Source organism: Pseudomonas sp. QTF5 (assembly GCF_000512695.2).
Classification (GTDB): Bacteria; Pseudomonadota; Gammaproteobacteria; order Pseudomonadales; family Pseudomonadaceae; genus Aquipseudomonas.
This window is the reverse complement of the sequence record NZ_AZRW02000029.1, coordinates 22,766-45,072: the sequence shown is the minus strand read 5'-3', so window position 1 is coordinate 45,072 and position 22,307 is coordinate 22,766. Positions and strand designations below refer to the sequence as shown.

Genomic DNA, 22,307 nt, shown 5'->3' with positions numbered 1-22,307 from the left:
GTCAGCGGTTGACGGGTGAGCTTACGTTGCGACAGCCACGCTTTGGACCTTGCCGGGCAAGATGAGTGCGGCACATACAGCGCCGACCACCACCATGCAGGCGGAAACCAGGATGGCGTAGCTGAAGCCTTGTACTTCAGTGCCGCCACCCGCCAAAACAGCGATGCTCACCGCCACCCCCACGGCCAAGCCAACTGCCGAACCCACCTCCTGGGTCGTGGTCAGCATGCCTCCCGCCAAGCCATGGTCGACGGCATCCACGCCTTCAATACCCGCTACTGTCCAGGCAGGAAACGCGATGCCATACCCAATGCCCGCCAGCAACGTGCCGGGAATGATAGAGCCGACCCAGGAGGTATCTACAGCCAGGCACAGGCCGAGCAGGGCCAGACCACAGACGAACAACGCCATGCCCCCCAGAATGACCGGCTTGGTATCAACCCTGGCGATCAGGCTCGGGCCTACCCAGGCACTGGAGAGGGTGAAGGCAATCGCCATCGGCAGCAGCCCCAACCCCGTCTGGGTCGCGGTAAAACCGAGGACTTCCTGCATGTACAACGCCACGACGACAAACGTCGGGCCCAGTGCCGTGTTCGCGAGCAGCGACACCAGGTTCGCGCCCCCCGTCATGCGTCGCCAGAAAATCGGGATAGGCATCAACGGGGATTCCACCTTGCTTTCGACCCAGACGAACAAGGCGAGCAAACCCAAAGCCAGGGCAACCAGCCCAAAGGTGATTGGAGACGCAAGCCCGACGTGCTCGCTGTTGGCGAACGCAAACACCAGCGTCGCGGCGCCCCCGGCAACCAACACGGCACCGCCGATATCCAGGCGCCTGCCCGCCATGGCGACGTCACGCTCGCCCGTCGGCAGGTAACCTGACAATGCGATCACCAGCACACCGACCGGTACATTAATCCAAAGGACCCAGCGCCAGCCCAGGACATCGGTAATGCCCCCCCCGAGAATCAGGCCCGCGACAAAGCCACTCGCCGCCACCGCCGTCCAGGCACCCAGCGCTCGATTACGCGATGCCTGGTCGGGAAACAGTGCCAGCAGCAGTGAAAACGCTGCCGGTGAAAACAGAGCGGCGCCAAAGCCTTGCATGGCTCGGGTGGCGATCAGCATGGCGGGAGTTTGCGAGAAACCACCGAGCAACGAACCGAGGGTGAAAATCACCAGGCCAATCAGGAACACACGGCGACGGCCAAACATGTCGGCAGCACGCCCGCCCAGCAGAAGGAAACCTGCAATGGCGACACCATACGCGTTGATCACCCACTGCAAGGCGCCAGGCGTGAAGCCCAGGCTTTCCTGAATTTGCGGCAGCGGAATCATAGTGATGGAAAAGTCGAGCAGTGCGACGAATTGAGTCGTGCATAGCAATATCAGGCAAAGGCGCCAGCGAGGGTTATTCATTGTGCATCCCATTTGATTTAGTTTTGCTAAATTAACTTAGTACCTCTAAACACGATGTATCATCGCGTTGGCGCTTCGTAAGCGGAAACGATCATTTTTGCGTACAACATTTAGGAAAACTAAAGCCGATGGCAACGTCACTGCCTCTTCTTGCACTAAGAACCTTCGTTGAGGTTGGCCAACGAGGAAGTATGAAAGCTGCCGCTGAAGCCTTGAGCGTCACGTCAGGCGCGGTCAGCCAACAGATTCGACTGCTGGAAGATCGAATCGGAATGGCGCTTTTTACGCGAGAGAGGAGCGGTTTGCGCCTTACGGAAGCAGGGGCCAGCGTTCATCCCGCGCTGTTCCAGGCTTTCGAGCAAATGCAAGTGGCCTTGCAGTCCCTGGAGGAGATCAAATCCCGGCAAACCCTGACCGTTAGTACAGTCGCGACGTTCGCAGCCTCATGGCTGGTGCCGCGGCTGGGCCGTTTCAACCTGCGGCATCCGCACATTGAGGTACGCGTCGAGGCGACTTCCGCCGTGGTGGATATGCGTCGGGACCGGGTCGATGTGGCACTGCGGCATGGGTTGGGAAGCTACCCTGGCCTGGATGTCACACGCTTGATGGCGCCCATACTGGTGCCGGTCGCAAGTTCCGCCTTTGTGGCCGCAAGCCCCGAACTCATGGAGCCCGAGGATTGCCTGAACTTCCCATTGCTGCACGATTCCGATCGCGCAGACTGGTCCTTGTGGCTCACCGCACACGGCGTCGCAAAAGACCCGCGCGCCGAACGGGGTACCGCCTTTGAAGATGATTTCCTGCTGATTCGCGCCGCAGAGGCCGGCCAGGGGCTGGCTTTAGTACCTCAGGAGTACGCGCGCGAGGAAATCGCTGCGGGCCGCCTTGTGCAAGTGATGGACAAGCCTTGGCCAGCAAGATTTGCGTATTACATCGTCACTCGGCCGGAGGCCGTGCAGAGGCCTGAGATCAAGGCGTTCGTGGAATGGATTCAGGAAGAAGCACGGGAAACGATCTAGTGAAAGCGGCGCGGCGTTAGCTGCGGTCATCACTCACCCTTCTCGATTATTGTTTCGGTGAACAGGGCACGGCGCGTTCGCAAGCGACTCGCCATGGACAGTACCCAGACAAAGAACACCGGTACCCACAAGACACCGAGCAGCGTTGCCGCAAGCATGCCACCGATCACGCCGGTACCGATTGCCCGTTGGCTGGCGGCACCGGCCCCGGAGGCCACCGCCAGCGGGACCACGCCGAGAATAAAGGCCATCGAGGTCATAATGACGGTAACCGTCTGGCCAATACACCTTCCCGAGCCGTATCCTCAGGAGACCATCAGGAAGTTATGTTGCCCGGAAGGCTACTCATGGACTCGTCTTTTGGCGACCTGATCGACAGGACGACGTATATCGGAATGAACCAGGTTGCACCCCCCGACCTTCCAGTTGGCACGGTTTCTAGAATCTCTACCACCTGCGTTTTCTCGGAGCAGACAACAAGGTTTCATCGCTGAATTAGGATAGAGTTACCGGTAGGAAAATCGGGAAGGCAGCATGACAAGGAACATTTACAGCCCCAGCGTTGATGACCAGATCGCTTACCTAAGAGAAGCGTTAGAGCTACGTGTCCTTGAGGTCTCGGACATTGTGCAATGGGCGGATGATCAGATCATTGCACGAGAAAATCCGGCCTACGAACTGATAGAGCTTGCACTGATGAGAGACTCGAATCGGTACGACGTTGCAAGTCAGTTACTTCGAGTCGGGACGCCCTCCTTGAGCCGCGCGGAGGTATTGCCCTATGTGCTCGCCAAGGCACATGAACAACTCCTTGTAGATCCTGATTTTGGAAAGGTCTTAGCAGAAGGACTGTACCAATCCTGGTTTCGGTCGAATTACGACTTTCCTGACGCTCTTAGCCTGTGCGGCTATTTCGAAGATGCCTATTCATTGGCTGAGAGCGGGATAGTTGGAACAGTTGACCAGATCAACCGAGAGCTGCTTGAGTTTACTGCCCAGTTTCAGGACTGCAATTGGTTCGAGAGCGTGCTTGGCCGATAGCGTTCTAGTTTTGAGGTTGGCTCCGAGATCGTGGGTCAAGACGACATTGGTGATAAGCGCTCGCCGAAGTCACCTTGCGTGACTCAGACGGGCATCCACTGATGCGGTAGCAGTTGGCCGATCTTACTGGCACGCTGCGTAGGCAGCCGCATCAGCACATCTTTGAGATAGGCATACGGATCATGCCCATTCATACGTGCTGACTGGATCAGACTCATAATTGCCGCTGCTCGCTTACCACTGCGTAGCGAACCAGCGAACAACCAGTTCGAGCGTCCAAGTGCCCACGGTCTTATCTGATTTTCGACTGCGTTATTATCTATGGGCACAGTGCCGTCCTCGAGATATCGAGTCAGCGCTACCCAGCGTTTAAGGCTGTAATCCAGAGCCTTGGCCGTTGCTGATCCGTTGGGCACAAGATCACGCTGGGCCAGCATCCAGTTGTGCAGCGTTTCAAGGATCGGTGCTGCCTTTTCTTGCCGTATTCGCCAGCGATCTTCATCGCTCATGTCCCGCGCTTGCCGTTCAATTTCGTACAAGCCGCCAATCGAGTGAAGTGCCTGTTCGGCCAACTGGCTTTTATTCGCGACGTGCAGATCAAAAAACTTGCGGCGGGCATGAGCCATGCAGCCGATTTCGGTCATGCCTTTCTCGAAGCCTGCTTTGTAGCCGGCAAAGTCGTCACACACCAACTTACCGTTCCAAGAGCCGAGGAAGTTGCGCGCATGCTCGCCCGCCCGGCTTGGGCTGAAGTCGTAAACAACGGCTTTGAGTGCCGAGAACGGCGTGGTGCTGTAGGCCCAAACATACGCGCGGTGGGTTTTCTTCTCGCCTGGCGCGAGCATTTGAACCGGGGTCTCATCGGCGTGGATTACGCCCTCGACCAGCACCGCTTCGCGCAACGCATCGACCAAAGGCTGGAGCTGCACGCCAGTTTGTCCAACCCACTGCGCCAGCGTCGAGCGGGCGATCATCAGGCCAGCGCGGCCAAAGATTTTCTCCTGCCGATACAGCGGCAAGTGGTCGGCGAACTTCGCCACCATCACATGCGCCAGCAGGCCTGCGGTCGGGATGCCCTTGTCGATTACCTGAGCCGGTACCGGTGCCTGGATCAGTGTTTCGCATTGTTGGCAGGCCCATTTTCCACGCACATGCTGTTCGACGGTGAACACGCCGGGCGTGTAATCGAGCTTCTCGCTAACGTCTTCGCCGATGCGTTGAAGCTGACACCCGCAGGCACACTGAGTGTTTTCTGGCTCGTGACGGATCACGGTGCGTGGGAACTGGGGTGGCAGCGGCGCACGCTTGGGTTTCTGGCGCGGCTCGGCCGGTGCAGGTGGAGGATTGACCGCGTTCAGCTCGGCCTCTATGGCCGCGATATCAGTATCGAGCAGGTCGTCGAGCAAGCTGCCTTGGTCAGGACTCAGCTGTTCGCTGCGCTTGGCAAACTTGTGTCGCTTGAGGATGGCGATCTCATGAGCGAGTTGCTCATTGACCGTTTCAAGACGGTGGATCTTCTGGCCCATGGAGTCGACCTGGGACAGCAGCTGCATGGCCTGTTCGGCCAAGGCGCGCAGCTGTTCCGGTGTCATCTGGTCAAGATTGGGCGAGAAAGTCATGCCGCTGATTGTGCCAGAGCAGGCCGTCAGCGGCGATAAACCGATAGGCTAATAGCCGGTGCTAAAGCACTGTGATCGAGCCGCCCGCGCCGACCCGCTGCCAGGGTAAACCCAGCACCAAAGCTTGAAGCTGCTCGTTATCGAGTTCGACTTCCGATCCGCGATGGATGCCGGGCCAGTGAAACTTGCCTTGATTCAATCGTCGCGCCGCCAGCCAGACGCCCACGCAGTCATGCACCAGGACTTTCATCCGGTTGCCTCGGCGGTTGGCGAAAAGATAAGCACAGTGCGGCTTCGCCGCACCGAATACCGCGATCACTCTGGCCAACGCAGTCTCGGTACCGGCGCGCATATCCATGGGCTCGGTGGCAAGCCAAATGGCGTCCACGCGGATCACTGGGCAAGCTCACGGATAAAACGAGCGCACCCTTCAGGGTCGGAGGATGGCCAGTTCACGGTAAGTTTTTGCTGCCTGAAAGGGATTTCGATGCTGACAAGCATTTGCTGATCGGGCCGCGTCGCGGGCTCTAGTTTCAGCGGAACGAAAGCGGGCAACGCTGGCGCCTGACGATCACGATAAGTGGGTATCCACTTTCGAACGAGGTTGGCGTTGATGCCATGGCGCAGGGCTACACTGGCCATGGACACGCCGGGTTGCAGGCATTCCTGGACGACTTGGGCTTTAAAAGGTTTTGGATAAGAAGTTCTTTGGCGCATGGCGATCCTGACGATAAGGGCGATGGTGTCCACGTATTTTTTTGGTGGACACCATCGCCCTTATGGCTGGGATCGAGAAGGTGACTTCGCCGGACGCTTACTAATGACGGGGCGGAACCGCAAGCGTGCAGCCTGGGCCGCCGCCTGTGCGAGGGGCGCGCCCTGAGCATGCAACGCTTTGGCGAATTCGACGATGAGAATCGCATTCTTTGCCGAGAGACCGATGATCGTGATCAGCCCCACCTTGAAATACACGTCATTGGGCATACCCATGATCGTCACCGCAGCCACTGCACCGAACATACCGACCGGCACGATCAGCAATACCGCAAAGGGAATGGTCCAGCTTTCGTATAACGCCACCAGGACCAGCAACACCACAACCAATGACAACCCCACCAACAGCGGCACCTGATCGCTGGCCTGCTGTTCCTGAAGCGACAGCCCGGCCCATTCCAGACTGAAGCCGGCGGGGAGTTGACGGGCGATGTTCTTCAGTTCTTCCATCGCCTGCCCGGTGCTGTATCCCGGCGCGGCGTCACCGGAACCGTTGTAACGCGCAATCTGCAGGGGGCCGACCTGCCACTCAAAACGGCTAAACGCCTCCAGCGGTACCAGGCGGTTCTGACGGTTGGGGACTTGCAGGCGCAGCAATGCTTCAGGCGTCTGCCGACTGCTGCCGTCGGCCTGAACGATCACCCGTTGCATGCGGCCTTGATTAGCGAATTCGTTGATTTGCTCCGAGCCCAGCGCTGAGGACAACGCTGAACTGATCACATCAAAACTGACGCCGAGCGCTTCGGCCTTTTCCCGATCAATGCTGACGTTGATTTGCGGCGCATCTGCCAGCCCATCCTCCATCAGATAGTCAATCACCGGGGATGCCTTGGCCGCGTCCAGTAATCGAGTGCGGGCCTGCAAGAGCGCGTCATGCCCCTGCCCCGTCAGGTCCTGCAGCCGCAACCTGAGAAAAAAGCCGAGGTTTCTCGCCAACCTATTCAGCCTCTGGGAGGCTCATCGAACGTGGACGGCCCGGCAACGCTTGCTCGATAGCGCTCATGCGTTGGCCAAGGACGCCTTCGACAGTATCCAACGCCAAGTGCAGCGCGTCGTCGGCCGGTTCACTGAACTCAATCAACAATTGGCTACGGACGAACAAGAGATCAACGAAGCCGTGCTCCACGCCTCTCTGCAGATCGACAAGGCTCACAGCATTGCCCAGGCTGGCCAGGCCAAACACCTGCAAGTCTGGCTCGAACAAGGTCAGGTCGGCAGAGGCAGCGAGATCGAGCTACTCGAACCCTGGATAGTCGAAGGCTGGCGCCAAGACGCCGGGGTCGAACTTGTCGCTGATACCATGGAAGTGTGTGGTCAAATTAGGGGGTAAAACAGTAATCAGTCCTGATGCAATTGGGTGATCAGCTTTGCCCCCCATTTCCCAGTATGTATCGGAGCAAGAAGAAACTGCGCCTCCAGGTAGGCAGATGCCCCAAACACATTTGCAGTGGCACGCGAACTCTATTTATTCAGTTACCCAATTTAGCTCATGACTTAGGCCCGCCACGGTGGAAGAGCCCCTTCGAAAAGTGAAAAGGCTCGATGCAGGAAACTGTTGAAGCGAGCGGCATCACGCCGCAGCCCTGCCTGTTGACCACCAATCAGGCACAGATGGGCCACCTGACCAATCACTTCTGCTTCGCCTGGCATATGGACCAAGCGGCGGCACGTCCGTATCGCGAAGTCCAGTCGTCTTGTGTCAACACGCTGCTGAAACTCGCCTACCAACGGATCGTGCAGCGACCAGGCTCGGATGGAAACTTCCCGCCCAGGTTGTTTCTCAGCGGCAATACTCAAGTAGCGTTTCAAGGTTTCGCCCGCGCTACGACCCTGCGCCGCATAAGCGAGCATGCGCTCCGTGTAGTCTTCTTCCCAAGCGGCCAGCAAGGTGCGGACAAAATCTTCGCGATTGCGGAAATGGTGATAGAACGATCCGCGGGTCACATTCAATCGGCGCGATAGACTCTCGGCCGAAACGCCAATATGCCCTATTTGGTCGAGGGCCTCAAAACCAGCCGCGATCCAATGGTTACGAGTTAGTTTTCTCACCCGTTATTTCGCTCCATATTTAGCGCCATACAGACTGTGTATGGTGCGCAACCGATTGATACGCTGCGAACACCAGCAAAGATGGCCGTTGCGTTTTGCACGCCAGCACTTTTCATGGAGCTCGCCTTGAAGAAAATCGTTCTGGTTGCTTTCGACCAATTCACTGATATCGACCTATTCCTGATGTGGGACATTTTAGGCCGCAACACTGAGGACTGGCACGTCCGAATATTGGGTTCTAGCTCTATCGTGCGATCGGCGCACGGCCTGCCTGTTTCGGTGCACGGTCCGCTTTCCGAGGCCAATAGTGCCGACGCGGTATTGTTCGTCAGCGGCAAGGAAGGGATACCCGCTGCACTTGCCGCCCCAGATTTCCTGCCGTCGTTTGAACTTGACTCCAGACGCCAGCGAATAGGCTCCATATGTGCCGGAGCTTTCATTCTCGAACGGCTTGGGCTGCTCAGCGGCCAAGCAACTACACACCCGGATGCACGATCGAGCTTGCAAGCTCTGGGACTTGAGCCCGTGGACCAGCCTCTTGTATGCCAGGGGAACGTTGCAACCGCTGGCGGATGCCTTTCGGCGCTCTATCTGGTGGGATGGTTGGTTGAATCCTGGTTCGATGTCGACAAGCGCCGTGCGACGTTGCTCCCTGTTCTGCCAGCTGGGCAGCAAGAGCTCTATGATGCCTTGATCGGGCTCAGTATCCGACAAGGAGAAGTTGGCGCCTCAACAACATCCAGTTAATCCATGCTCGCTCAGCGAGGCTCTGGACCTCATCAATGCGTGGACATGGTTATCCGGACGGCATCGCCACGACCCATGCGAGCTCCGCTCCTGGTGCGCTACTGCGCCTGGAACCTGAAGTTACCGTGAACCCCACACTTGAATACGTACCTGATAGCCTAAGTAGGCACGCCGCAATATGGAAAAAGAGCCGCTTGTACAGCGAGATTCCTCCACTATGCAGATACCTCGTTTGCTTGGGAATGAGCAGTGAGCGCGGTTGTCCCTGTCCGGCTTGAAAGTCGGTAACCGTCACTTCTAAGCTAGACAAGCACTTACAGGGCGACAAGGAGCGTTATACGACAAACCATCGCAACAAGAACGCGACATGGCATGTCGTCTAATTAGTAGTTAGAACTCAGGAGAGATCCCCGATGCCCCGAGAATTTGAGCTCATTATGTCCGTGCCAGTCCCCTCGACGTCCGGCATCACCCACCTTTACAAGTCGATGAACCTAGCGGACGCTTTTGCGATTCGGCTCCCTGCGGGCACATCCAGCAATCCAGATTTGCTAGCTCGATTCATCCTTTCCCACCAGCCATCCTGGATCGGATGGCTCATGAAAGTCCGAGACACTATCGTTGCCTGTTTTGGTCTCAAGACAGCCAAACACTTGGCATCACTTGCTAATCGGATTGAAATCTTCAAGGTCTACAGCACGAACCAGACTGAAATCGTGTTGGGAGAGGACGACAAGCACCTCGACTTCCGGATATCGATCCTATGTTCTGGAGAGTCAGAGCCAGAAGGCAGTCGCCGACTCGTTTTTTCAACCGTGGTCCAGTGCCACAACCGTCTAGGCCGGGCCTACATCTTCGTTATTGCCCCATTTCACCGCTTGGTTGTTAAGGCCAGCCTCCTCCGTGCAGCGCGCGTCGGTTGGCCTCTGGCTACCTGCCCCTAAGGCTGAGAGCGCTGTGTGCCCCCTGAGGTCTAACCCTTCCATCGAAAGGCTGTTCTGGCAAGCCTGGGCCAAGTCTCTCATGTCAAACGTTAGGCCTCTAAGATTCATTGGTCGCCGGTAGGGATGGCAGTTACCTGCCACCCCCCGCACAGATCTGTACGTGCGGAACTACCGCATACGGCTCCTGCCTCGGGTATGTGACGCGAAGCGATCCTCAGGGTATGGGTGTGCATTCTTGGGACTTGGAATATAGAGATCGGCAAGGCGTCCGTAGCGTGACCATTGAAGCCGATTACGCTGGCTCTCCGCCCGGTGCTTGCGCACCGGGCGCCGCTGAGATCTCCCAGTTTCTGTGCGAAGGACTTCCCGACGTGCACAGGGTCTCCGACCGCGCGGGATCAGAGCATGACTGGCGTATAACGCCATGCTCCGTATTGCCTTCTGCTTCGCTTAACAGCATCGGCATCCCGGATTCCTGATTACGCGGCTCAATGGCTGGCCCATCGGTTTCCCCTGCCAACGCTTCACCCTGCACCTCACGGTGCAACATGCATGACTCGGGGTCTGGTTGATTCGCCATTTCTTACCAGTATCGAACTTTCATCGACTATCCTCCGCCAGCTTTAACTGGCGCTCCAAGCGTCCGTCCAATACACCTTGCGCAACGAAACTGACTTGCATCGGGCTAGAATCCTAACCGCAGCCGCGTCGGGGATGCTGGAAGCAATGCGTTAGGTGCAAATGGAAGTGCGCGTAAAGCGGTTCTTCGGGGCGGAGAACGTGGGGACGAAATTAAGTCCAAGCTTTATGCGGCAGCGCCACCTGATTTATCGGTAAGCTACGCTTTTAGCTCGCTGTAAATCCACTCCTAACCACACCCTGATGACCAATATGCTTGACTGGGACAGCCTCCGTTTTTTCTTTGCCTTTGTTCATGAGGGCTCCTTAGCCGCTGCGGCTCGCTCGCTGGGGGTGGAGCACGCGACTGTGGCTCGCCGAATAGCTGCCCTTGAAGCCTCTTTGGACATGAAGCTGGTAGATCGTAGGGGCCGTGTCTACCAACTGACCGAGGATGGTGTGAGGGTAGGTGAATATGCAGCGCAGATGGAGTCTGCGTCACTTGCGCTCAGGCGATTCGCTGACGGGGGAGAAAGCCGTATTGAGGGTGCGGTGATCTTGTCTGCACCTCCTGCATACCTCGGAACGTTGGTAGCTCGGCGACTTGGGGTATTGCGCGAGCGTTATCCCCGGTTGCAGCTGACGCTCGTCGGAGCCAAGTCCACTGCGTCGTTGGCAAGGAAAGAAACCGATATTGCCATTACCTTCAGCAGGCCAGATGAACAGAGTGTCGTCGCCAAAAGTCTCGGCTCCTTGCGTTTTTACCCTCATGCTAGCAAGGACTACATAAGTCAACGTGAACCTGAAGAGTTCGAGTTCATAGGCTACGACCGTAGCATGGACGATTCGGTACAGCAGCAATGGCTCCTGGATCGGCTGGAAGGAAGACCGCTTTCCGTCACCAGCAACGACCTACGCATCCAGGCATTAGCTGCCGTAGGTAATGCTGGCATAGTTTTCCTTCCGGATTTTTTAGGCAAAGAATATGGGCTGACAAGGGTTGATATGGATCACACACCGCTGGAACTACCCATCTGGCTCGCGTTTCATGAAGATTTACGCAGCTCTCAAAAAATCCGGGCAGTGCTTGATTTCCTCATGGAGGGATTAGTGCAGGCACAGGAGCTGTGAATTTTTTCACATCCGGTTTGTAACTTTGATGAATGGGCCATCACGAAACATTTCTCTACTCTGGGCTCCGAATTGAATTCCTGCCCACTGAGAGGCCCTTCACCAATGAGCAGTTCCCATCCCATAAAAAGCTCAATGGCTGTGTACCGTACAGCGTGGATCGTGACCGCGATTTTTATACTTTCAAATGCCGCTACGCCACTCTACAGCTTTTGGCAGCAGTCCCTCGGCTTCGCGTCGGGGGTGCTAACCGTAATTTTTGCCTGCTACATCATCGGTCTTCTTCTAACTCTCACCGTCGCTGGGCAGCTGTCCGACCACTATGGGCGCAAAGCCTTGCTTCTACCCTGTGTGGGGCTGGCTATCATTGCAGCGATTCTGTTCGACCAAGCGCACAGCATCGGTGTCTTGATGCTCGCACGCTTCCTCACCGGCGTTTCGGTGGGCCTCGTTGTATCTGGGGGTATGGCGAATGTCGTCGAGCATGCTCAGCCTCAACGCAAGCATTTTGCTTCGTTAATGGCATCTGTCGCGATGGTGGCCGGAGCGGGCACCGGGCCGCTATTGGCAGGGGTCGTTGCGCAATATCTTCCGAACCCGATCCACACGGTCTTCCGAGTGGAAATCGCGATTTTGTGCGTGGCGCTCCTAGCGTTACTCAATCAAAAGAACCAGAAGCTTGGGGTCGGTACGTTTAAACCGCGCTTGCCCACCGTCGCTAAGGAAAACCTCGGCATCGTGCTATTGGGGATAGCGTTCTTCGGCCCTGGAATAACTTCGACATCATTCATCCTGTCGCTCGGCCCCAAGCTGATAGCGACTTTTCTAGGCGTGAATAGTCCCCTTGTCACGGGTTGTATGGCCTTTTCGATGTTCCTCGTCGCCGTGGGCGTGCAGTTTGCGGCGAAGCGATACAACAGCCGTACCGTGTTTTCGCTTAGCGGGATCGGTACTGTCTTCTCAATGATTTTTGTGTGGATCGCGCTGGAAACCGGTTCCGCTCCATGGCTGATCGTTTCCGCTCTGTTGGCAGGCGCCGGTCAAGGCTTGGGCCAGTTAGGTGGACTGACACTTATTGCTGACCGCGTGCCTGCGCAGCGCAGAGCCGAAGCCAACGCAGTGTTCAACATGGGGGGGTACGTGCCCGCTGGGGCGATCCCGGTGTTAACAGGTTACTTGATCGACTTTTGGGGGCTGAGAATTGGAATAAGCTCACTTGCGCTCATTATCGCGAGTCTTGCTTCTTTGGCGCTCATGCAGCTTTTGAGGCACGTCCCTAAGCAAAGTCAAGCTCGTACACACGGCGAGGCTTAACGAGCCCACTTATGTGGCAGCAGATCGATAATCTGACTGGCGCGCTGGGCTGGCAAGTGCGTGAGGACGTCTTTCAGATATGCAACTGATGCTTTGGGGGGGATTCTGCTCATGAGGCGCTTCACAAGTATTGCCTCCGGGGTTCGACAAGCGGATCGACACCCTCCAGCCGACTCCGTCAAAAACGGTAATGCAACACGATGATTGCTGCTGTGGTCATGCCGGGCTGGCAGCGTTGCCATCGAACTACTACGGACATTTCCTACCGCGATACGCACCTGACACCTCCCTCGACTGCCAGCGCTGCATCCCAGAATCCGCTGGCCCAGCCTGAGCCCGCGCGCGTTTCCCCTTGCCTGATGACCGTAAGCGTCTGGTCAATACGCCTTCCTGATCCTAACGCTTAGTGAGCCGTCACACCCATTTGTCATCGCAAATGCGATCATGTAGAGCAGTAGACTGAAGCCTGCACGCGACACAGCGATCCAACAAAGGGAAAAGCACATGACGACGTTCAATCACCAGGACGGCCAGCATATTGAGATAGACCACGCGAGCCTCTACTTTGAACAGCAAGGGAACAAGGAAGGCCCTGTCTTGGTATTCCTCCACGGCGGTTTTGGTGACATCGAGACTTTTAATTCCATCACGCCCCGTTTGGGCCGGAATTACAGGTTGATCGGCATCGACAGCCGGGGCCAAGGAAAATCCACACTTGGTCCATCACGACTGACCTATAAGCGCATCCAGCAGGATGTGGAAGCAGTGGTCAGGCACCTGGGGCTTGAGCATTTCAGCATCATCGGCCATAGCGATGGTGGCATAGCTGCACTGCGGATTGCCGCCGCCAACACTCTCCCTATAGACAAGCTGGTAACGATTGGCGCGCACTGGGCGTTGAAGGCAGACGACCCAACGCGCGGCATGTATACAGAGGTAACAGCCGAGAGCTGGCGCGAGATGTTCCCGCACAGCTACGATAGTTATCAGGTCATGAATCCCGCACCAGATTTTGAGCGATTGGCAGTGGCGCTGCGGGCTCTCTGGCTCGATTCAGGCGCGGATGGCTACCCGAACGAAGCTGTGCGCAACATCACCGCCGATTTGCTGGTGGTCAGGGGCGACGAAGACATGCTTGTCTCGCGCACGAATGCAGTTGAACTCACTGATCGGGTGCCAAACGCTAGGCTCTTGAATATTCCATTCGCGAATCACTCGCCCCAAGAAGATCGACCAGAATGGCTGACACCTGTTCTGGAGGCATTTCTGGCGGATTGATCGGTACGTTCATCTTTTAGCGGTAAGCGTCCGCCAAACCAAAAGAGGGAACGACATGCGGATTTTGATAGGGGCGCTGGCAGTGCTTAGTTGAATCTACCGATGTCGGACGTGAAAAAGCCCAGTCAGGTGCTGGGCTTTTTCGTATCTGGCCGTTTCGAACTTGGCGATCATCACCTGGGCCAGCAGCCCGGCGGTTGGGATGCCTTTGTCGATCACATGCGCCGGTACCGGTGCCTGAATCAGGGTTTCGCACTGATCGCAGATCCATTTGCCACGGATATGACGTTCGACGGTAAATACGCCCGGTGCGTAATCGAGTTTTTCGCTGACATCTTCGCCGATGCGCTTGAGGGCGCAGCCACAGGTGCACTGCGTGTTGTCCGGTTCGTGATGGATCAGGGTGCGGGGAAACTGCGCGGGCAACGGCGCGCGCTTGGGTTTTTGGCGTGCCTCGGACGAAGCGGGGGCGGGTTGCAGAGCCGCAAGTTCGGCTTCGATGGCGGCAATGTCGGTGTCGAGTAGGTCATCGAGGAGGCTGGCTTGCGCCGGGTTCAACTGTTCACTGCGCTTGGCAAAGCGATGGCGCTTGAGCAGCGCGATTTCGTGGGTGAGTTGTTCGTTGACCGTTTTGAAGTGATGGACTTGTTTTCCGAGTTTTTCGACGTGTTGATCCAGGCCTTCGACACGCTGCATCAACTGCGCCGCCAGGGTGCGCAGTTGTTCAGCATTCAGTTGGTCGAGAGAAGAGGCACAAGTCGTGCCGCCGATTTTGCCAGAGCGGGCAATAATCGACGACAGACTGATCGGACAATGACGCAGGCAATCCTGCTAAACCGCAGATCACAGCACAGTGATCGCTCCACCGGGGCCAACCCTCTGCCACGGCAAACCCAGCACCAGCGCCTGAAGTTGTTCGCTGTTCAATTCGGCTTGCGAGCCGTGTCGAGGGTTCGGCCAGATGAAGCGACCCTGGTTGAGCCGCCGGGCCGCCAACCAGACACCCACGCCGTCATGCACCAGCACTTTTATGCGATTGGCGCGGCGGTTGGCAAACAGATAAGCACAGTGCGGCTGCGCCGCACCGAACACCGCCACGACCCGCGCCAAAGCCGTTTCCGTACCGGCGCGCATGTCCATGGGCTCGGTGGCGAGCCAGATCGAATCGATGCGGATCATCGCAACAGGTCTCGAAGAAAGGTTGCACAGGCGGTTGCGCTTTCAGTCGGCCAGTTCACCACGACAGTCCCGCGAGGGTGTGGAATTTCGACGCAAATAGTGGCTGGTGCGGTTTCCGATCTTGCCGCAGGCGACTGCAATTTCAGCGGGATGAAAGCGGGTTGCAGCGCAAGGCTTTTCTGAGATGGCACTCGAATCCACTTATGGACGAGGTTCGCGTTGAGGCTGTGGTTCAGCGCGATATTGGCAATCGAGGCGCCGGGCAGGGAGCACTCTTGAATGATTTGGGCTTTGAAGGAGTTGGAATAGGAACGGCGCTTTGGCTGCATGGAGGATCCGCTTAAAAGGCTAGAAATGGTGTCCACTTAAATTTAGGTGAACACCATGTCTGGGCTTAACGGAGCCGGCTAGATGACTTTGCCGGACGCATACTGATGACCAACACCGCCGACATCAGTACGGCGTTGTCTTCACTACTTATATTTAGTGGCCCTCCCGTGGTCGCTAAACGCCCTTGAAGTTTCTTGGTTATCAGGAAATGTGCGTTATGCCTGCTGCAATTACTTTGCCTCGTGCAAAACCTTTGTCTGTGTCTCTTCCCCTCTGGCCCCTGTTGCCGATTGGTCTGTTTGCGATAAGCCCGATGCGCTTGGCATTGGTCGAAGCCAGCAAAACCGAAAATTCAACCCTAATCCTAGGGACTGTAAACGTTCAGGGCACAGCCACCGGCCCCTTTCCCATCCTGGCCACTGATGGGAGTCCGCTGGAAGGTGTTTGAAGGCTGTGGAATGAGACTGATATTCGCAACAAAAGACCTGTCGTTAGCAGGTCGATCTTTCGAAGGTTTTCCGCTGTTGGTTGGCTCAGATGGCTGGCCTGTTGAGCCCGTGCAATCCTTCCTCAGGCATATTCTCGTGGAGTCCGGTGAGGCACGAAGCGAACTGACTTGGGAAGCCTACGGACGTCGTCTGTACGACTACTTCGCCTTCTTGGAAGCCAATGGACTGGGATGAAGAGAGCCCTGCTAACGGTCTGAGCGTCCTATCTCGTTACCGGGACTGGTCTCAAGGCGAGCTGGGGCTCGATCCTGGCACGGCGAACAAGCGGTTGAATCTGATCGTTAGCTTCTACCAATGGGCTAGCCGCGCGCCAGGGAATGCTAGTGCTTCGGAGCGCGGGCATACCAACCGTAGATTGCGATGCCGGCATAACAGGTCGCTGGCACGCTCAATGCCATCGCGAGCGTCGAGAGGTCGGCCGCATACCCTGTCAATGGCGGAATAAATGCCCCGCCAACAATGGCGCAACAGAACAGGCCCGAACCTTCCGCCGCGCGATGACCGAGCCCTGCGGTCGCAAGGGTAAAGATCGTCGGAAACATGATGGAGTTGAACAGCCCGACAGCCAGCAGCGACCATCCGGCAACAACGCCTTGTGTGGTGGCAGAGATCGTCAACAGCACAATGACTGCCGTGGCGGCAAAGGCCAGCAGTTTCCCGGGCGCGAAAGTGCGCATCAGCGCCGAGCCGATAAAGCGGCCAACCAGGGCGCCACCCCAATAGAAGGCAACATGCTTGCCTGCGGCTTCGGCGGGAAGGGCCAGGGTTGTCGGCAGCATGAGGTAGTCGGTGATGAGGCTGCCAATCGTGACTTCGGCGCCGACATAGAGAAATATGCAAACGGTGCCGAGTGCAAAGCGCGGCTGCTTTAGAAGGTCGAGCGCAGCGAGTGGATTGAGACGTTCAGGTCTTGTTGACGGTTGCAGCTCATTTCTTTTCAGCCAGACGATCAAGGCGACGATGCAGATGAAGAGCGTAATGCTTGCATAGGTGTTGCTGATCACGCTGGCTTCCTGCGACAGGAAGGACGTCAGTTCTGCTGGCGACAATGCGGAGGTATCTACCGCATTGAGGGAGCCCAGGATCAGTATGGCACCCAGGTAGGGTGCGACCGTGGTTCCCAGCGAATTGAACGCATGGCCGAGGGTTAGGCGGCTAGGGGCCATTGCGGCGGTTCCGAGTAGTGATAGCAGCGGGTTCGCAACGACCTGAACGGTTGTCACGCCAATCGCAAGCACAAAGAGGGCGCCGAGAAACGCTGGAAACAATGCGGACTGGGCGGCAGGAATGAAGAGCAGGCATCCACCAGCCATCAGCAGCAACCCGAGGACGGCCGCTCTCATGTAGCCGATTCGCGAAATGAGCAGGCCTGCGGGTATGGCGAAAATGAAATAGGCAAAAAAGAATGACGACTGCACAAGCATGGCCTCGGTATAGCTGAGGCTGAAGAGGTGCTTGAGTTTTGGCACCAGGACATCGTTAAGGCTGGTGATGCTGCCGAGGATGAAAAACAGCGCGAACACGTAGGTGCTCATCCGTTGGGTGTGGGGTGTTGCCAAACTGTTGGTGACAGTCGCGTTAGCACTAGCGTTCGTCATCACGGGCTTCCTCTTTCTTGTGATTGTTACTTTCAAGGAAAACTCTATCGAGCCTCATGCACCTTGATAGTGAGACAGCGCTATCTTTGTGCGGTGAAGTACTCGCCAAAGGAGGGTGCGCTGCCATCTGATTTTTTGTCTGTAGCCGTTACCGCTCACCCAAAGTCCGGGGCCAGTCGTTAGAGGGCGCTACCTTAGTGCCTGACTTTTCGTTTGGCAAGCCGCTGGATCTCTTGGGGGTTATGCCGAGATAAGGGGTAAATTCGCTCATTTGGGCTGCAGCAGGGCCGTGGGCACTTGGACGCTCGAACTGGTTGTTCGCCGGGTCGCTACGCAGCGGTAAGCGGGCAGCTGCGATCATGGACTTGATTCAGTCCGCCCGCATGAATGGGCATGATCCTTATGCGTATCTCAAAGATGTGCTGACGCGCCTGCCGACGCAGCGAGCGAGTGAGATCGATCAACTGCTGCCACAGCATTGGGTCTCGGCCTGACGTTCTCAACGTGAGGGTGCTCTTGCATTAGAATGACCGCTCAACTCATATGGAACAGGACTGATCCGAATGGAAGCGCGAGCCACTTTTTCCTCCAAGAATTTCAAACCAACTGACCTGACTCCCACGCCCGAAATTACAACAGGCTTACCAGTGTCGATCAGCTCCATGGAAAAGTCCTATACAGGAGCTATCGATGGTATTTCTTCAACAGCCTTTACTGCTGCGTTCGACCAAGCGTCAAGAAGGGGCAGCTACATCGCGATGGAGAGCTTCAAGGGTACGGTGAATGGGGTAGAGGGTTCCTTTAACTTCATTCATTCCGCCTCCACTACCGGAATTGATCGTGCAGATGAGTTTTTCTGCATAGTTGGAGGCAGTGGTACGGATGGTTTGAAAGGGATATCAGGGTCAGGAGGGATCACAATTGACATCGATGGAACGCACCATATTTGGTTGAATTACCACCTCGAATAATTTAACAAGCCGTAAAGGGCACCGCCCCTGACGCATCAGGGAGGTGTCTTCGCTAGGTGCTTACCGTGGCTTTGCCGGACGCTTAGTGCGCCAGTTAAACGAAGCCGAGTTCATTGACGCGAAAACCAATCAGACAATGACCAAAGTGCCCGAGGTATTCGGCAGCCGCCAGCTAGAGAACGAGCAAATCACCACCAAGGACTTTAAAGCCGCTATCGACAAACTGAATACCGATCTCTGGACGTTCATCCACAGTTGACCGTTTCAGAACTTTGCGTTTCTCCCTCCTCAGGCGTCCTGCCGACGATGCATTAGAAAATGACTGATGTTGTGCTAGGTGACCAAGAGAATGGCGTCCATGGGATTCTTGGCTTCTTCACTGTACAAGGTTGTGCTTGGGGCATCCTGAACCTCCAACCGAGTTGTCGAGGCTGCGTACCAGAGTGACGATCATCGGTCATGACAGCTATCTGTCATGTATTGACTTTATGCCAGAAAACACGCATTTTCTTTCGTAAGCGCTGAAAAACAATAGGAAGCAGCCTTGAGCCAGCCCATCAAACAACGCCTTGAAAGCAGTCTTTCAACCGCCGCCGCCTCTGGCCGGGTGATTGCTAACTATATGCTGGCCAACCTCTATGAACTGCCGTTCCAGACTGCCGCTGATATTGCCGCGAAATTGAACGTCAGTGAATCCAGTGTGGGGCGCTTCTGTCGCTCCCTCGGATATAGCCACTTCAAAGACCTGAAAAACGACCTCAAGGTCGACCTGGGCGATGGCCCATGGCTGGTGGGCGATCGCTTGCAGGAGTTTCGCCATCAAGCCAGCCAGGGCCCGCAAGGCCTACCGCGCAGCTTCGAGTTGGAAGTCGCGGCCCTGGTTAAGGTTTACGAATATAGCCTCACCCCGACCTGGCACAACGTCAGCCAGCGCCTGGCCACCCGGCGCAAGGTGTTCGTCGCCGGGTTCCAGACAGAGCGTGGCATCGCAGCATCCATGGTGCATCTGTTGCAGTACCTGCGCGATGACACACACTGGGTCGACGGTGCCGCCGGGCATTACGCCGACGTGTTGCTCAGTGCCCCCGAAGACAGTGCGTTGGTGGTGTTCGAAGCCCGCCGCTATTCCCGCCACGCCCTGACCCTGTGCCGCAAGGCCCGCGATGCCGGCATCCCTGTGACGCTGATCACCGATACCTTTTGCGACTGGGCCGAACAGAACGCCGATGAAGTGTTCCGCGTGCCCACCGAGTTCAACCTGTTCTGGGAATCGACGGCGGCGATGCTGTCGCTGGTCCACCTGCTGGTCAACGACGTCTGCAAACAGCTGGGTCCCGAGGTCGAAAAGCGTCTTGAAACCATCGCGGCCTTACACAACGAGTTCGTTGGATACACATCGTCACCAAACTCAAAACAATAAAACGAGGTGCTGGATGAAACACGTCATTCGCTTTGCCGGTGTATGCGCAATAGTCCTGGCCGGGGCCACCAGCGCGCAGGCTGAAGTACTGAAGATTGCTACCGAAGGCGCTTACCCGCCGTTCAACTACGTTGACTCGGACAACAAGCTGCACGGTTTCGATGTGGATATCGCCAACGCGCTGTGCGAACGCATGAACGTGCAGTGCAGCATCGTCGCCCAGGACTGGGAAGGGATTATCCCGGCGCTAATGGCGAAGAAATACGATGCGGTCGTGGCTTCGATGATCGCCACCGATGAGCGCAAGCAGAAAATCGATTTCACCCGGCACTACTACCGTACCCCCCTGTCCGTGGCGGTATCCAAGGACTCGAACATCACCGACGCCCAGACCAACTTCAAGGGCCGCACGGTCGGTGCCCAGTCATCCTCGACCCAGGCCATCTATGCCGAAGATCATTACGGCCCAGCCGGCGCCGACGTGAAGCTCTACCCTACCCTCGATGAAGCCAACAGCGACTTGGCGACTGGCCGGATCGACGGGGTGATTGCCGACAAATTCCCGCTGCTGGCCTGGGTCGACAGCGCTGGCAAGGACTGCTGCAAGATCATCGGCGACGTCAACGGCACCACCGCCGATGCCTCGATCGCAGTGCGCAAGGGTGACGATGTCCTGCGCGAGCGCTTCAACAAGGCGCTGGATGAGATCATTGCCGACGGCACCTATAAGAAGATCTCCAGTCGCTACTTCGCCTTCGATATCTATTGATCCCCCGAGCCCTCAGGCGCGCCTGAGGGTCGTTACTTGCCGACATGTTGCACCGCACCCGCACACGGGTGCGGTGAGGGCGTGCGAGCTTAATTTACCGAGAGGGTTCGAGCATGTTCGAAAACCTGTCATTGCTATCCTTCGCCAGCGGCGGCTGGGGTTCGGCCTTGCTGGCCGGCGCTCTGGTTACCATTGTCTTGGCCCTGAGCTGCCTGCCGATTGGCCTGCCGCTGGGCCTGGGCCTGGCCTTGGCCGCCCGTTCCCGACGTCGCTGGTTGCGCTCCATGAGCACGGTGTTTGCCACCGTGTTCCGCGGACTGCCCGAGCTGCTGACCCTGCTTATAATCTATTACGGCTGCCAGATCGGTGCGCAGAAACTGTTGGCCGCGATGGGCTACGAGGCCGAAGTCGCGATCAACCCCTTCGTCGCCGCGATAATCGCCTTCAGTCTGGTGTTCGCCGCATTTTCCAGCCAGATCTGGCTGGGAGCCTTCAAAACCGTGGCCAAGGGCCAGTTCGAAGCTGCAGCTGCCCTTGGCCTATCCCGACGCACAACCTTTACCAAGGTGGTACTGCCGCAATTGGTACGCATTGCTTTGCCGGGCCTGTCGAATAACTGGCTGTCGCTGCTCAAGGACACCTCGCTGGTGTCGACCATCTCCCTGGTCGACCTGATGCGCCAGACCAACCTGGCGGTCAGCGTCACCAAGGAACCGATGCTGTTCTACACCGTGGCCTGCTTTGGCTACCTGTTTTTCTCGGCCATTTCCGGCCGCCTGTTCCAGTTCCTGGAGCAGTATTTCAGCCGACATCAACGGAGCGTTCGCCCATGAGCTTCGATGAATTGCAAAATCTGTTCCTCAGCCCTGACTTGTTGGAGCGTTACGGTCCCCGCTTCATCGAAGGTCTGTTGGTGACTGCCAAGCTGGTGGCCATTTCCTTCACTCTTGGCGCCCTGCTCGGTCTGCTGATCGCCCTGGGCCGGTTGTCGAGTAACCGCTTTATCAGCCGTTTTACCGGCGTCTACGTGTATTTCTTCCGCGGTTCGCCGCTGCTGGCACAGCTGTTCATGCTCTATTACGGCCTGGGTTCGTTCAAAGGCTTCTGGCAGGACGTGGGTATGTGGTGGTTCTTCCGTGACGCCTGGTTCTGCACGCTACTGGCCTTCACCCTGAACACCGCGGCCTATCAGGCGGAGATTTTGCGCGGCAGCATCCTGGCCGTGACCCAAGGCCAGCGCGAGGCCTCGAAAGCCCTCAGCCTGTCGCGCTGGACCACCTTTCGCAAAGTCATCCTGCCGCAATCGCTGCTGGTCGCCATTGGCCCGCTGGGCAATGAACTGATCCTGATGATCAAGGCCAGCGCCATTGCCTCGCTGGTGACCATCTACGACTTGATGGGAGTGACCAAGCTGGCCTTCTCGCGCAGTTTCGACTTCCAGATCTACCTCTGGGCCGCCGTGCTCTATTTGCTGATTGTGGAAGTCGTGCGGCGCAGCCTGAAAGCGCTCGAGGGCCGCCTCGGCCGTCACCTGCAGTAAACCAAATTTTCTCGGGCTGCCGTGCACGCCCCTGCATC

At 57.0% G+C, this 22,307-nt stretch carries 22 protein-coding genes and 7 pseudogenes; 17 read left to right on the top strand and 12 right to left on the bottom strand.

Annotated elements, in window-relative coordinates:
- Positions 1-21: 21 nt before the first annotated feature.
- Positions 22-1,419, bottom strand: coding sequence for an MFS transporter (locus IC37_RS20640; RefSeq protein WP_030131240.1), 1,398 nt, complete (start codon positions 1,417-1,419; stop codon positions 22-24).
- A 128-nt stretch (positions 1,420-1,547) separates the two neighbouring features.
- Here IC37_RS20640 and IC37_RS20635 point away from each other — a divergent pair, with 128 nt between their 5' ends.
- The gene (locus IC37_RS20635; RefSeq protein ID WP_030131241.1) at positions 1,548-2,438 is read left to right on the top strand and encodes a LysR substrate-binding domain-containing protein; all 891 of its coding nucleotides are present in this window, start codon (positions 1,548-1,550) and stop codon (positions 2,436-2,438) included.
- A gap of 29 nt (positions 2,439-2,467) precedes the next feature.
- On the opposite strand, the pseudogene IC37_RS20630 reads toward IC37_RS20635, so the two are convergent.
- A pseudogene (locus IC37_RS20630) lies at positions 2,468-2,704 on the bottom strand (efflux RND transporter permease subunit); the annotation flags it as partial.
- Between the two features lie 268 nt (positions 2,705-2,972).
- Here IC37_RS20630 and IC37_RS20625 point away from each other — a divergent pair.
- Positions 2,973-3,479 (top strand): hypothetical protein, encoded by a 507-nt coding sequence (locus IC37_RS20625; RefSeq protein WP_030131243.1) that lies wholly within the window; start codon positions 2,973-2,975, stop codon positions 3,477-3,479.
- A gap of 83 nt (positions 3,480-3,562) precedes the next feature.
- Here IC37_RS20625 and IC37_RS20620 read toward each other — a convergent pair whose 3' ends face one another.
- The 4 genes and pseudogenes from IC37_RS20620 to IC37_RS20605 form a co-directional block, all read right to left on the bottom strand.
- Positions 3,563-5,098, bottom strand: coding sequence for an IS66 family transposase (locus tag IC37_RS20620; RefSeq protein WP_030131244.1), 1,536 nt, complete (start codon positions 5,096-5,098; stop codon positions 3,563-3,565).
- Positions 5,099-5,159: 61 nt separating this feature from the next.
- A complete protein-coding gene (gene tnpB / locus IC37_RS30640; RefSeq protein WP_143519230.1) occupies positions 5,160-5,486 on the bottom strand; it encodes an IS66 family insertion sequence element accessory protein TnpB in 327 nt (108 codons plus the stop codon).
- A 5-nt stretch (positions 5,487-5,491) separates the two neighbouring features.
- A complete protein-coding gene (locus IC37_RS20610) occupies positions 5,492-5,848 on the bottom strand; it encodes a transposase (protein ID WP_143519229.1) in 357 nt (118 codons plus the stop codon).
- A 69-nt stretch (positions 5,849-5,917) separates the two neighbouring features.
- Positions 5,918-6,778, bottom strand: a pseudogene (locus IC37_RS20605) (efflux RND transporter permease subunit); the annotation flags it as partial.
- Between the two features lie 79 nt (positions 6,779-6,857).
- Here IC37_RS20605 and IC37_RS20600 point away from each other — a divergent pair.
- On the top strand, positions 6,858-7,202 hold the full coding sequence (locus IC37_RS20600) for a hypothetical protein (RefSeq protein WP_030131248.1): 345 nt from the start codon (positions 6,858-6,860) through the stop codon (positions 7,200-7,202).
- 164 nt (positions 7,203-7,366) lie between these two features.
- Here the strand turns inward: IC37_RS20600 and IC37_RS20595 are convergent, their stop codons facing one another.
- Positions 7,367-7,921: a TetR/AcrR family transcriptional regulator gene (locus IC37_RS20595; RefSeq protein WP_081501307.1), complete on the bottom strand. Its 555-nt coding sequence runs from the start codon at positions 7,919-7,921 to the stop codon at positions 7,367-7,369.
- A gap of 126 nt (positions 7,922-8,047) precedes the next feature.
- On the opposite strand from IC37_RS20595, the gene IC37_RS20590 reads away from it, so the two are divergent.
- The 4 genes from IC37_RS20590 (at position 8,048) to IC37_RS20570 (ending at position 12,675) form a co-directional block, all read left to right on the top strand.
- Positions 8,048-8,668: a DJ-1/PfpI family protein gene (locus IC37_RS20590; protein ID WP_030131250.1), complete on the top strand. Its 621-nt coding sequence runs from the start codon at positions 8,048-8,050 to the stop codon at positions 8,666-8,668.
- A gap of 413 nt (positions 8,669-9,081) precedes the next feature.
- On the top strand, positions 9,082-9,612 hold the full coding sequence (locus IC37_RS20585; protein ID WP_030131251.1) for a DUF2867 domain-containing protein: 531 nt from the start codon (positions 9,082-9,084) through the stop codon (positions 9,610-9,612).
- 891 nt (positions 9,613-10,503) lie between these two features.
- Complete coding sequence (locus IC37_RS20575; protein WP_030131252.1) at positions 10,504-11,361, top strand: LysR family transcriptional regulator; 858 nt, start codon at positions 10,504-10,506, stop codon at positions 11,359-11,361.
- Positions 11,362-11,466: 105 nt separating this feature from the next.
- On the top strand, positions 11,467-12,675 hold the full coding sequence (locus IC37_RS20570; protein ID WP_033864931.1) for an MFS transporter: 1,209 nt from the start codon (positions 11,467-11,469) through the stop codon (positions 12,673-12,675).
- On the opposite strand, the pseudogene IC37_RS31010 reads toward IC37_RS20570, so the two are convergent.
- Positions 12,672-12,761, bottom strand: a pseudogene (locus IC37_RS31010) (transposase domain-containing protein); the annotation flags it as partial. The gene IC37_RS20570 and the pseudogene IC37_RS31010 sit on opposite strands and share 4 nt — an antisense overlap.
- Here IC37_RS31010 and IC37_RS30635 point away from each other — a divergent pair.
- Both IC37_RS30635 and IC37_RS20560 read left to right on the top strand, forming a co-directional pair.
- A pseudogene (locus tag IC37_RS30635) lies at positions 12,752-13,035 on the top strand (DUF2946 domain-containing protein); the annotation flags it as partial. The pseudogenes IC37_RS31010 and IC37_RS30635 overlap by 10 nt on opposite strands.
- Positions 13,036-13,179: 144 nt before the next feature.
- Positions 13,180-13,953 (top strand): alpha/beta fold hydrolase, encoded by a 774-nt coding sequence (locus tag IC37_RS20560; RefSeq protein ID WP_030131254.1) that lies wholly within the window; start codon positions 13,180-13,182, stop codon positions 13,951-13,953.
- A gap of 159 nt (positions 13,954-14,112) precedes the next feature.
- On the opposite strand, the pseudogene IC37_RS20555 reads toward IC37_RS20560, so the two are convergent.
- The 3 genes and pseudogenes from IC37_RS20555 to IC37_RS20545 form a co-directional block, all read right to left on the bottom strand.
- A pseudogene (locus IC37_RS20555) lies at positions 14,113-14,649 on the bottom strand (IS66 family transposase zinc-finger binding domain-containing protein); the annotation flags it as partial.
- A 147-nt stretch (positions 14,650-14,796) separates the two neighbouring features.
- Positions 14,797-15,132: an IS66 family insertion sequence element accessory protein TnpB gene (gene tnpB, locus IC37_RS30630; protein WP_030131256.1), complete on the bottom strand. Its 336-nt coding sequence runs from the start codon at positions 15,130-15,132 to the stop codon at positions 14,797-14,799.
- Complete coding sequence (locus IC37_RS20545) at positions 15,129-15,461, bottom strand: transposase (protein WP_030131257.1); 333 nt, start codon at positions 15,459-15,461, stop codon at positions 15,129-15,131. The genes tnpB (IC37_RS30630) and IC37_RS20545 overlap by 4 nt, the downstream gene beginning before the upstream one ends.
- A gap of 459 nt (positions 15,462-15,920) precedes the next feature.
- Here IC37_RS20545 and IC37_RS31005 point away from each other — a divergent pair.
- A pseudogene (locus IC37_RS31005) lies at positions 15,921-16,278 on the top strand (site-specific integrase); the annotation flags it as partial.
- 13 nt (positions 16,279-16,291) lie between these two features.
- On the opposite strand, the gene IC37_RS20535 reads toward IC37_RS31005, so the two are convergent.
- Entirely contained in the window at positions 16,292-17,569 is a 1,278-nt protein-coding gene (locus tag IC37_RS20535) for a sugar MFS transporter (protein WP_030131258.1), read from the bottom strand.
- Positions 17,570-17,856: 287 nt separating this feature from the next.
- On the opposite strand from IC37_RS20535, the pseudogene IC37_RS20530 reads away from it, so the two are divergent.
- The 7 genes and pseudogenes from IC37_RS20530 to IC37_RS20500 all read left to right on the top strand — a co-directional run.
- Positions 17,857-18,063, top strand: a pseudogene (locus tag IC37_RS20530) (transposase domain-containing protein); the annotation flags it as partial.
- Positions 18,064-18,132: 69 nt separating this feature from the next.
- Complete coding sequence (locus tag IC37_RS20525; RefSeq protein WP_030131260.1) at positions 18,133-18,540, top strand: DUF3224 domain-containing protein; 408 nt, start codon at positions 18,133-18,135, stop codon at positions 18,538-18,540.
- Positions 18,541-18,625: 85 nt separating this feature from the next.
- Positions 18,626-18,799, top strand: coding sequence for a hypothetical protein (locus tag IC37_RS20520; protein WP_371916338.1), 174 nt, complete (start codon positions 18,626-18,628; stop codon positions 18,797-18,799).
- A 285-nt stretch (positions 18,800-19,084) separates the two neighbouring features.
- Positions 19,085-19,960 carry a MurR/RpiR family transcriptional regulator gene (locus tag IC37_RS20515; RefSeq protein ID WP_030131261.1) on the top strand — a complete coding sequence of 292 codons (876 nt, stop codon included), beginning with the start codon at positions 19,085-19,087 and terminating at the stop codon, positions 19,958-19,960.
- 13 nt (positions 19,961-19,973) lie between these two features.
- The gene (locus IC37_RS20510) at positions 19,974-20,729 is read left to right on the top strand and encodes a transporter substrate-binding domain-containing protein (RefSeq protein WP_030131262.1); all 756 of its coding nucleotides are present in this window, start codon (positions 19,974-19,976) and stop codon (positions 20,727-20,729) included.
- A 113-nt stretch (positions 20,730-20,842) separates the two neighbouring features.
- The gene (locus IC37_RS20505; protein WP_030131263.1) at positions 20,843-21,562 is read left to right on the top strand and encodes an ABC transporter permease; all 720 of its coding nucleotides are present in this window, start codon (positions 20,843-20,845) and stop codon (positions 21,560-21,562) included.
- Positions 21,559-22,269: an ABC transporter permease gene (locus tag IC37_RS20500; RefSeq protein ID WP_030131264.1), complete on the top strand. Its 711-nt coding sequence runs from the start codon at positions 21,559-21,561 to the stop codon at positions 22,267-22,269. The genes IC37_RS20505 and IC37_RS20500 overlap by 4 nt, the downstream gene beginning before the upstream one ends.
- The last annotated feature ends 38 nt before the right edge of the window (positions 22,270-22,307 follow it).

What these genes read in the sequence shown, in the direction of transcription:
- IC37_RS20625 (WP_030131243.1), top strand. Translation starts at nt 2,973, where the DNA reads ATGACAAGGAACATTTACAGCCCCAGCGTTGATGACCAGATCGCTTAC.
- IC37_RS20585 (WP_030131251.1), top strand. Translation starts at nt 9,082, where the DNA reads ATGCCCCGAGAATTTGAGCTCATTATGTCCGTGCCAGTCCCCTCGACG.
- IC37_RS20640 (WP_030131240.1), bottom strand. Translation starts at nt 1,419, where the DNA reads ATGAATAACCCTCGCTGGCGCCTTTGCCTGATATTGCTATGCACGACT.
- IC37_RS20525 (WP_030131260.1), top strand. Translation starts at nt 18,133, where the DNA reads ATGGAAGCGCGAGCCACTTTTTCCTCCAAGAATTTCAAACCAACTGAC.
- IC37_RS20635 (WP_030131241.1), top strand. Translation starts at nt 1,548, where the DNA reads ATGGCAACGTCACTGCCTCTTCTTGCACTAAGAACCTTCGTTGAGGTT.
- IC37_RS20570 (WP_033864931.1), top strand. Translation starts at nt 11,467, where the DNA reads ATGAGCAGTTCCCATCCCATAAAAAGCTCAATGGCTGTGTACCGTACA.
- IC37_RS20535 (WP_030131258.1), bottom strand. Translation starts at nt 17,569, where the DNA reads ATGACGAACGCTAGTGCTAACGCGACTGTCACCAACAGTTTGGCAACA.
- IC37_RS20575 (WP_030131252.1), top strand. Translation starts at nt 10,504, where the DNA reads ATGCTTGACTGGGACAGCCTCCGTTTTTTCTTTGCCTTTGTTCATGAG.
- IC37_RS20620 (WP_030131244.1), bottom strand. Translation starts at nt 5,098, where the DNA reads ATGACTTTCTCGCCCAATCTTGACCAGATGACACCGGAACAGCTGCGC.
- IC37_RS20505 (WP_030131263.1), top strand. Translation starts at nt 20,843, where the DNA reads ATGTTCGAAAACCTGTCATTGCTATCCTTCGCCAGCGGCGGCTGGGGT.
- IC37_RS20510 (WP_030131262.1), top strand. Translation starts at nt 19,974, where the DNA reads ATGAAACACGTCATTCGCTTTGCCGGTGTATGCGCAATAGTCCTGGCC.
- IC37_RS20545 (WP_030131257.1), bottom strand. Translation starts at nt 15,461, where the DNA reads ATGCAGCCAAAGCGCCGTTCCTATTCCAACTCCTTCAAAGCCCAAATC.
- IC37_RS20560 (WP_030131254.1), top strand. Translation starts at nt 13,180, where the DNA reads ATGACGACGTTCAATCACCAGGACGGCCAGCATATTGAGATAGACCAC.
- tnpB (WP_030131256.1), bottom strand. Translation starts at nt 15,132, where the DNA reads ATGATCCGCATCGATTCGATCTGGCTCGCCACCGAGCCCATGGACATG.
- IC37_RS20500 (WP_030131264.1), top strand. Translation starts at nt 21,559, where the DNA reads ATGAGCTTCGATGAATTGCAAAATCTGTTCCTCAGCCCTGACTTGTTG.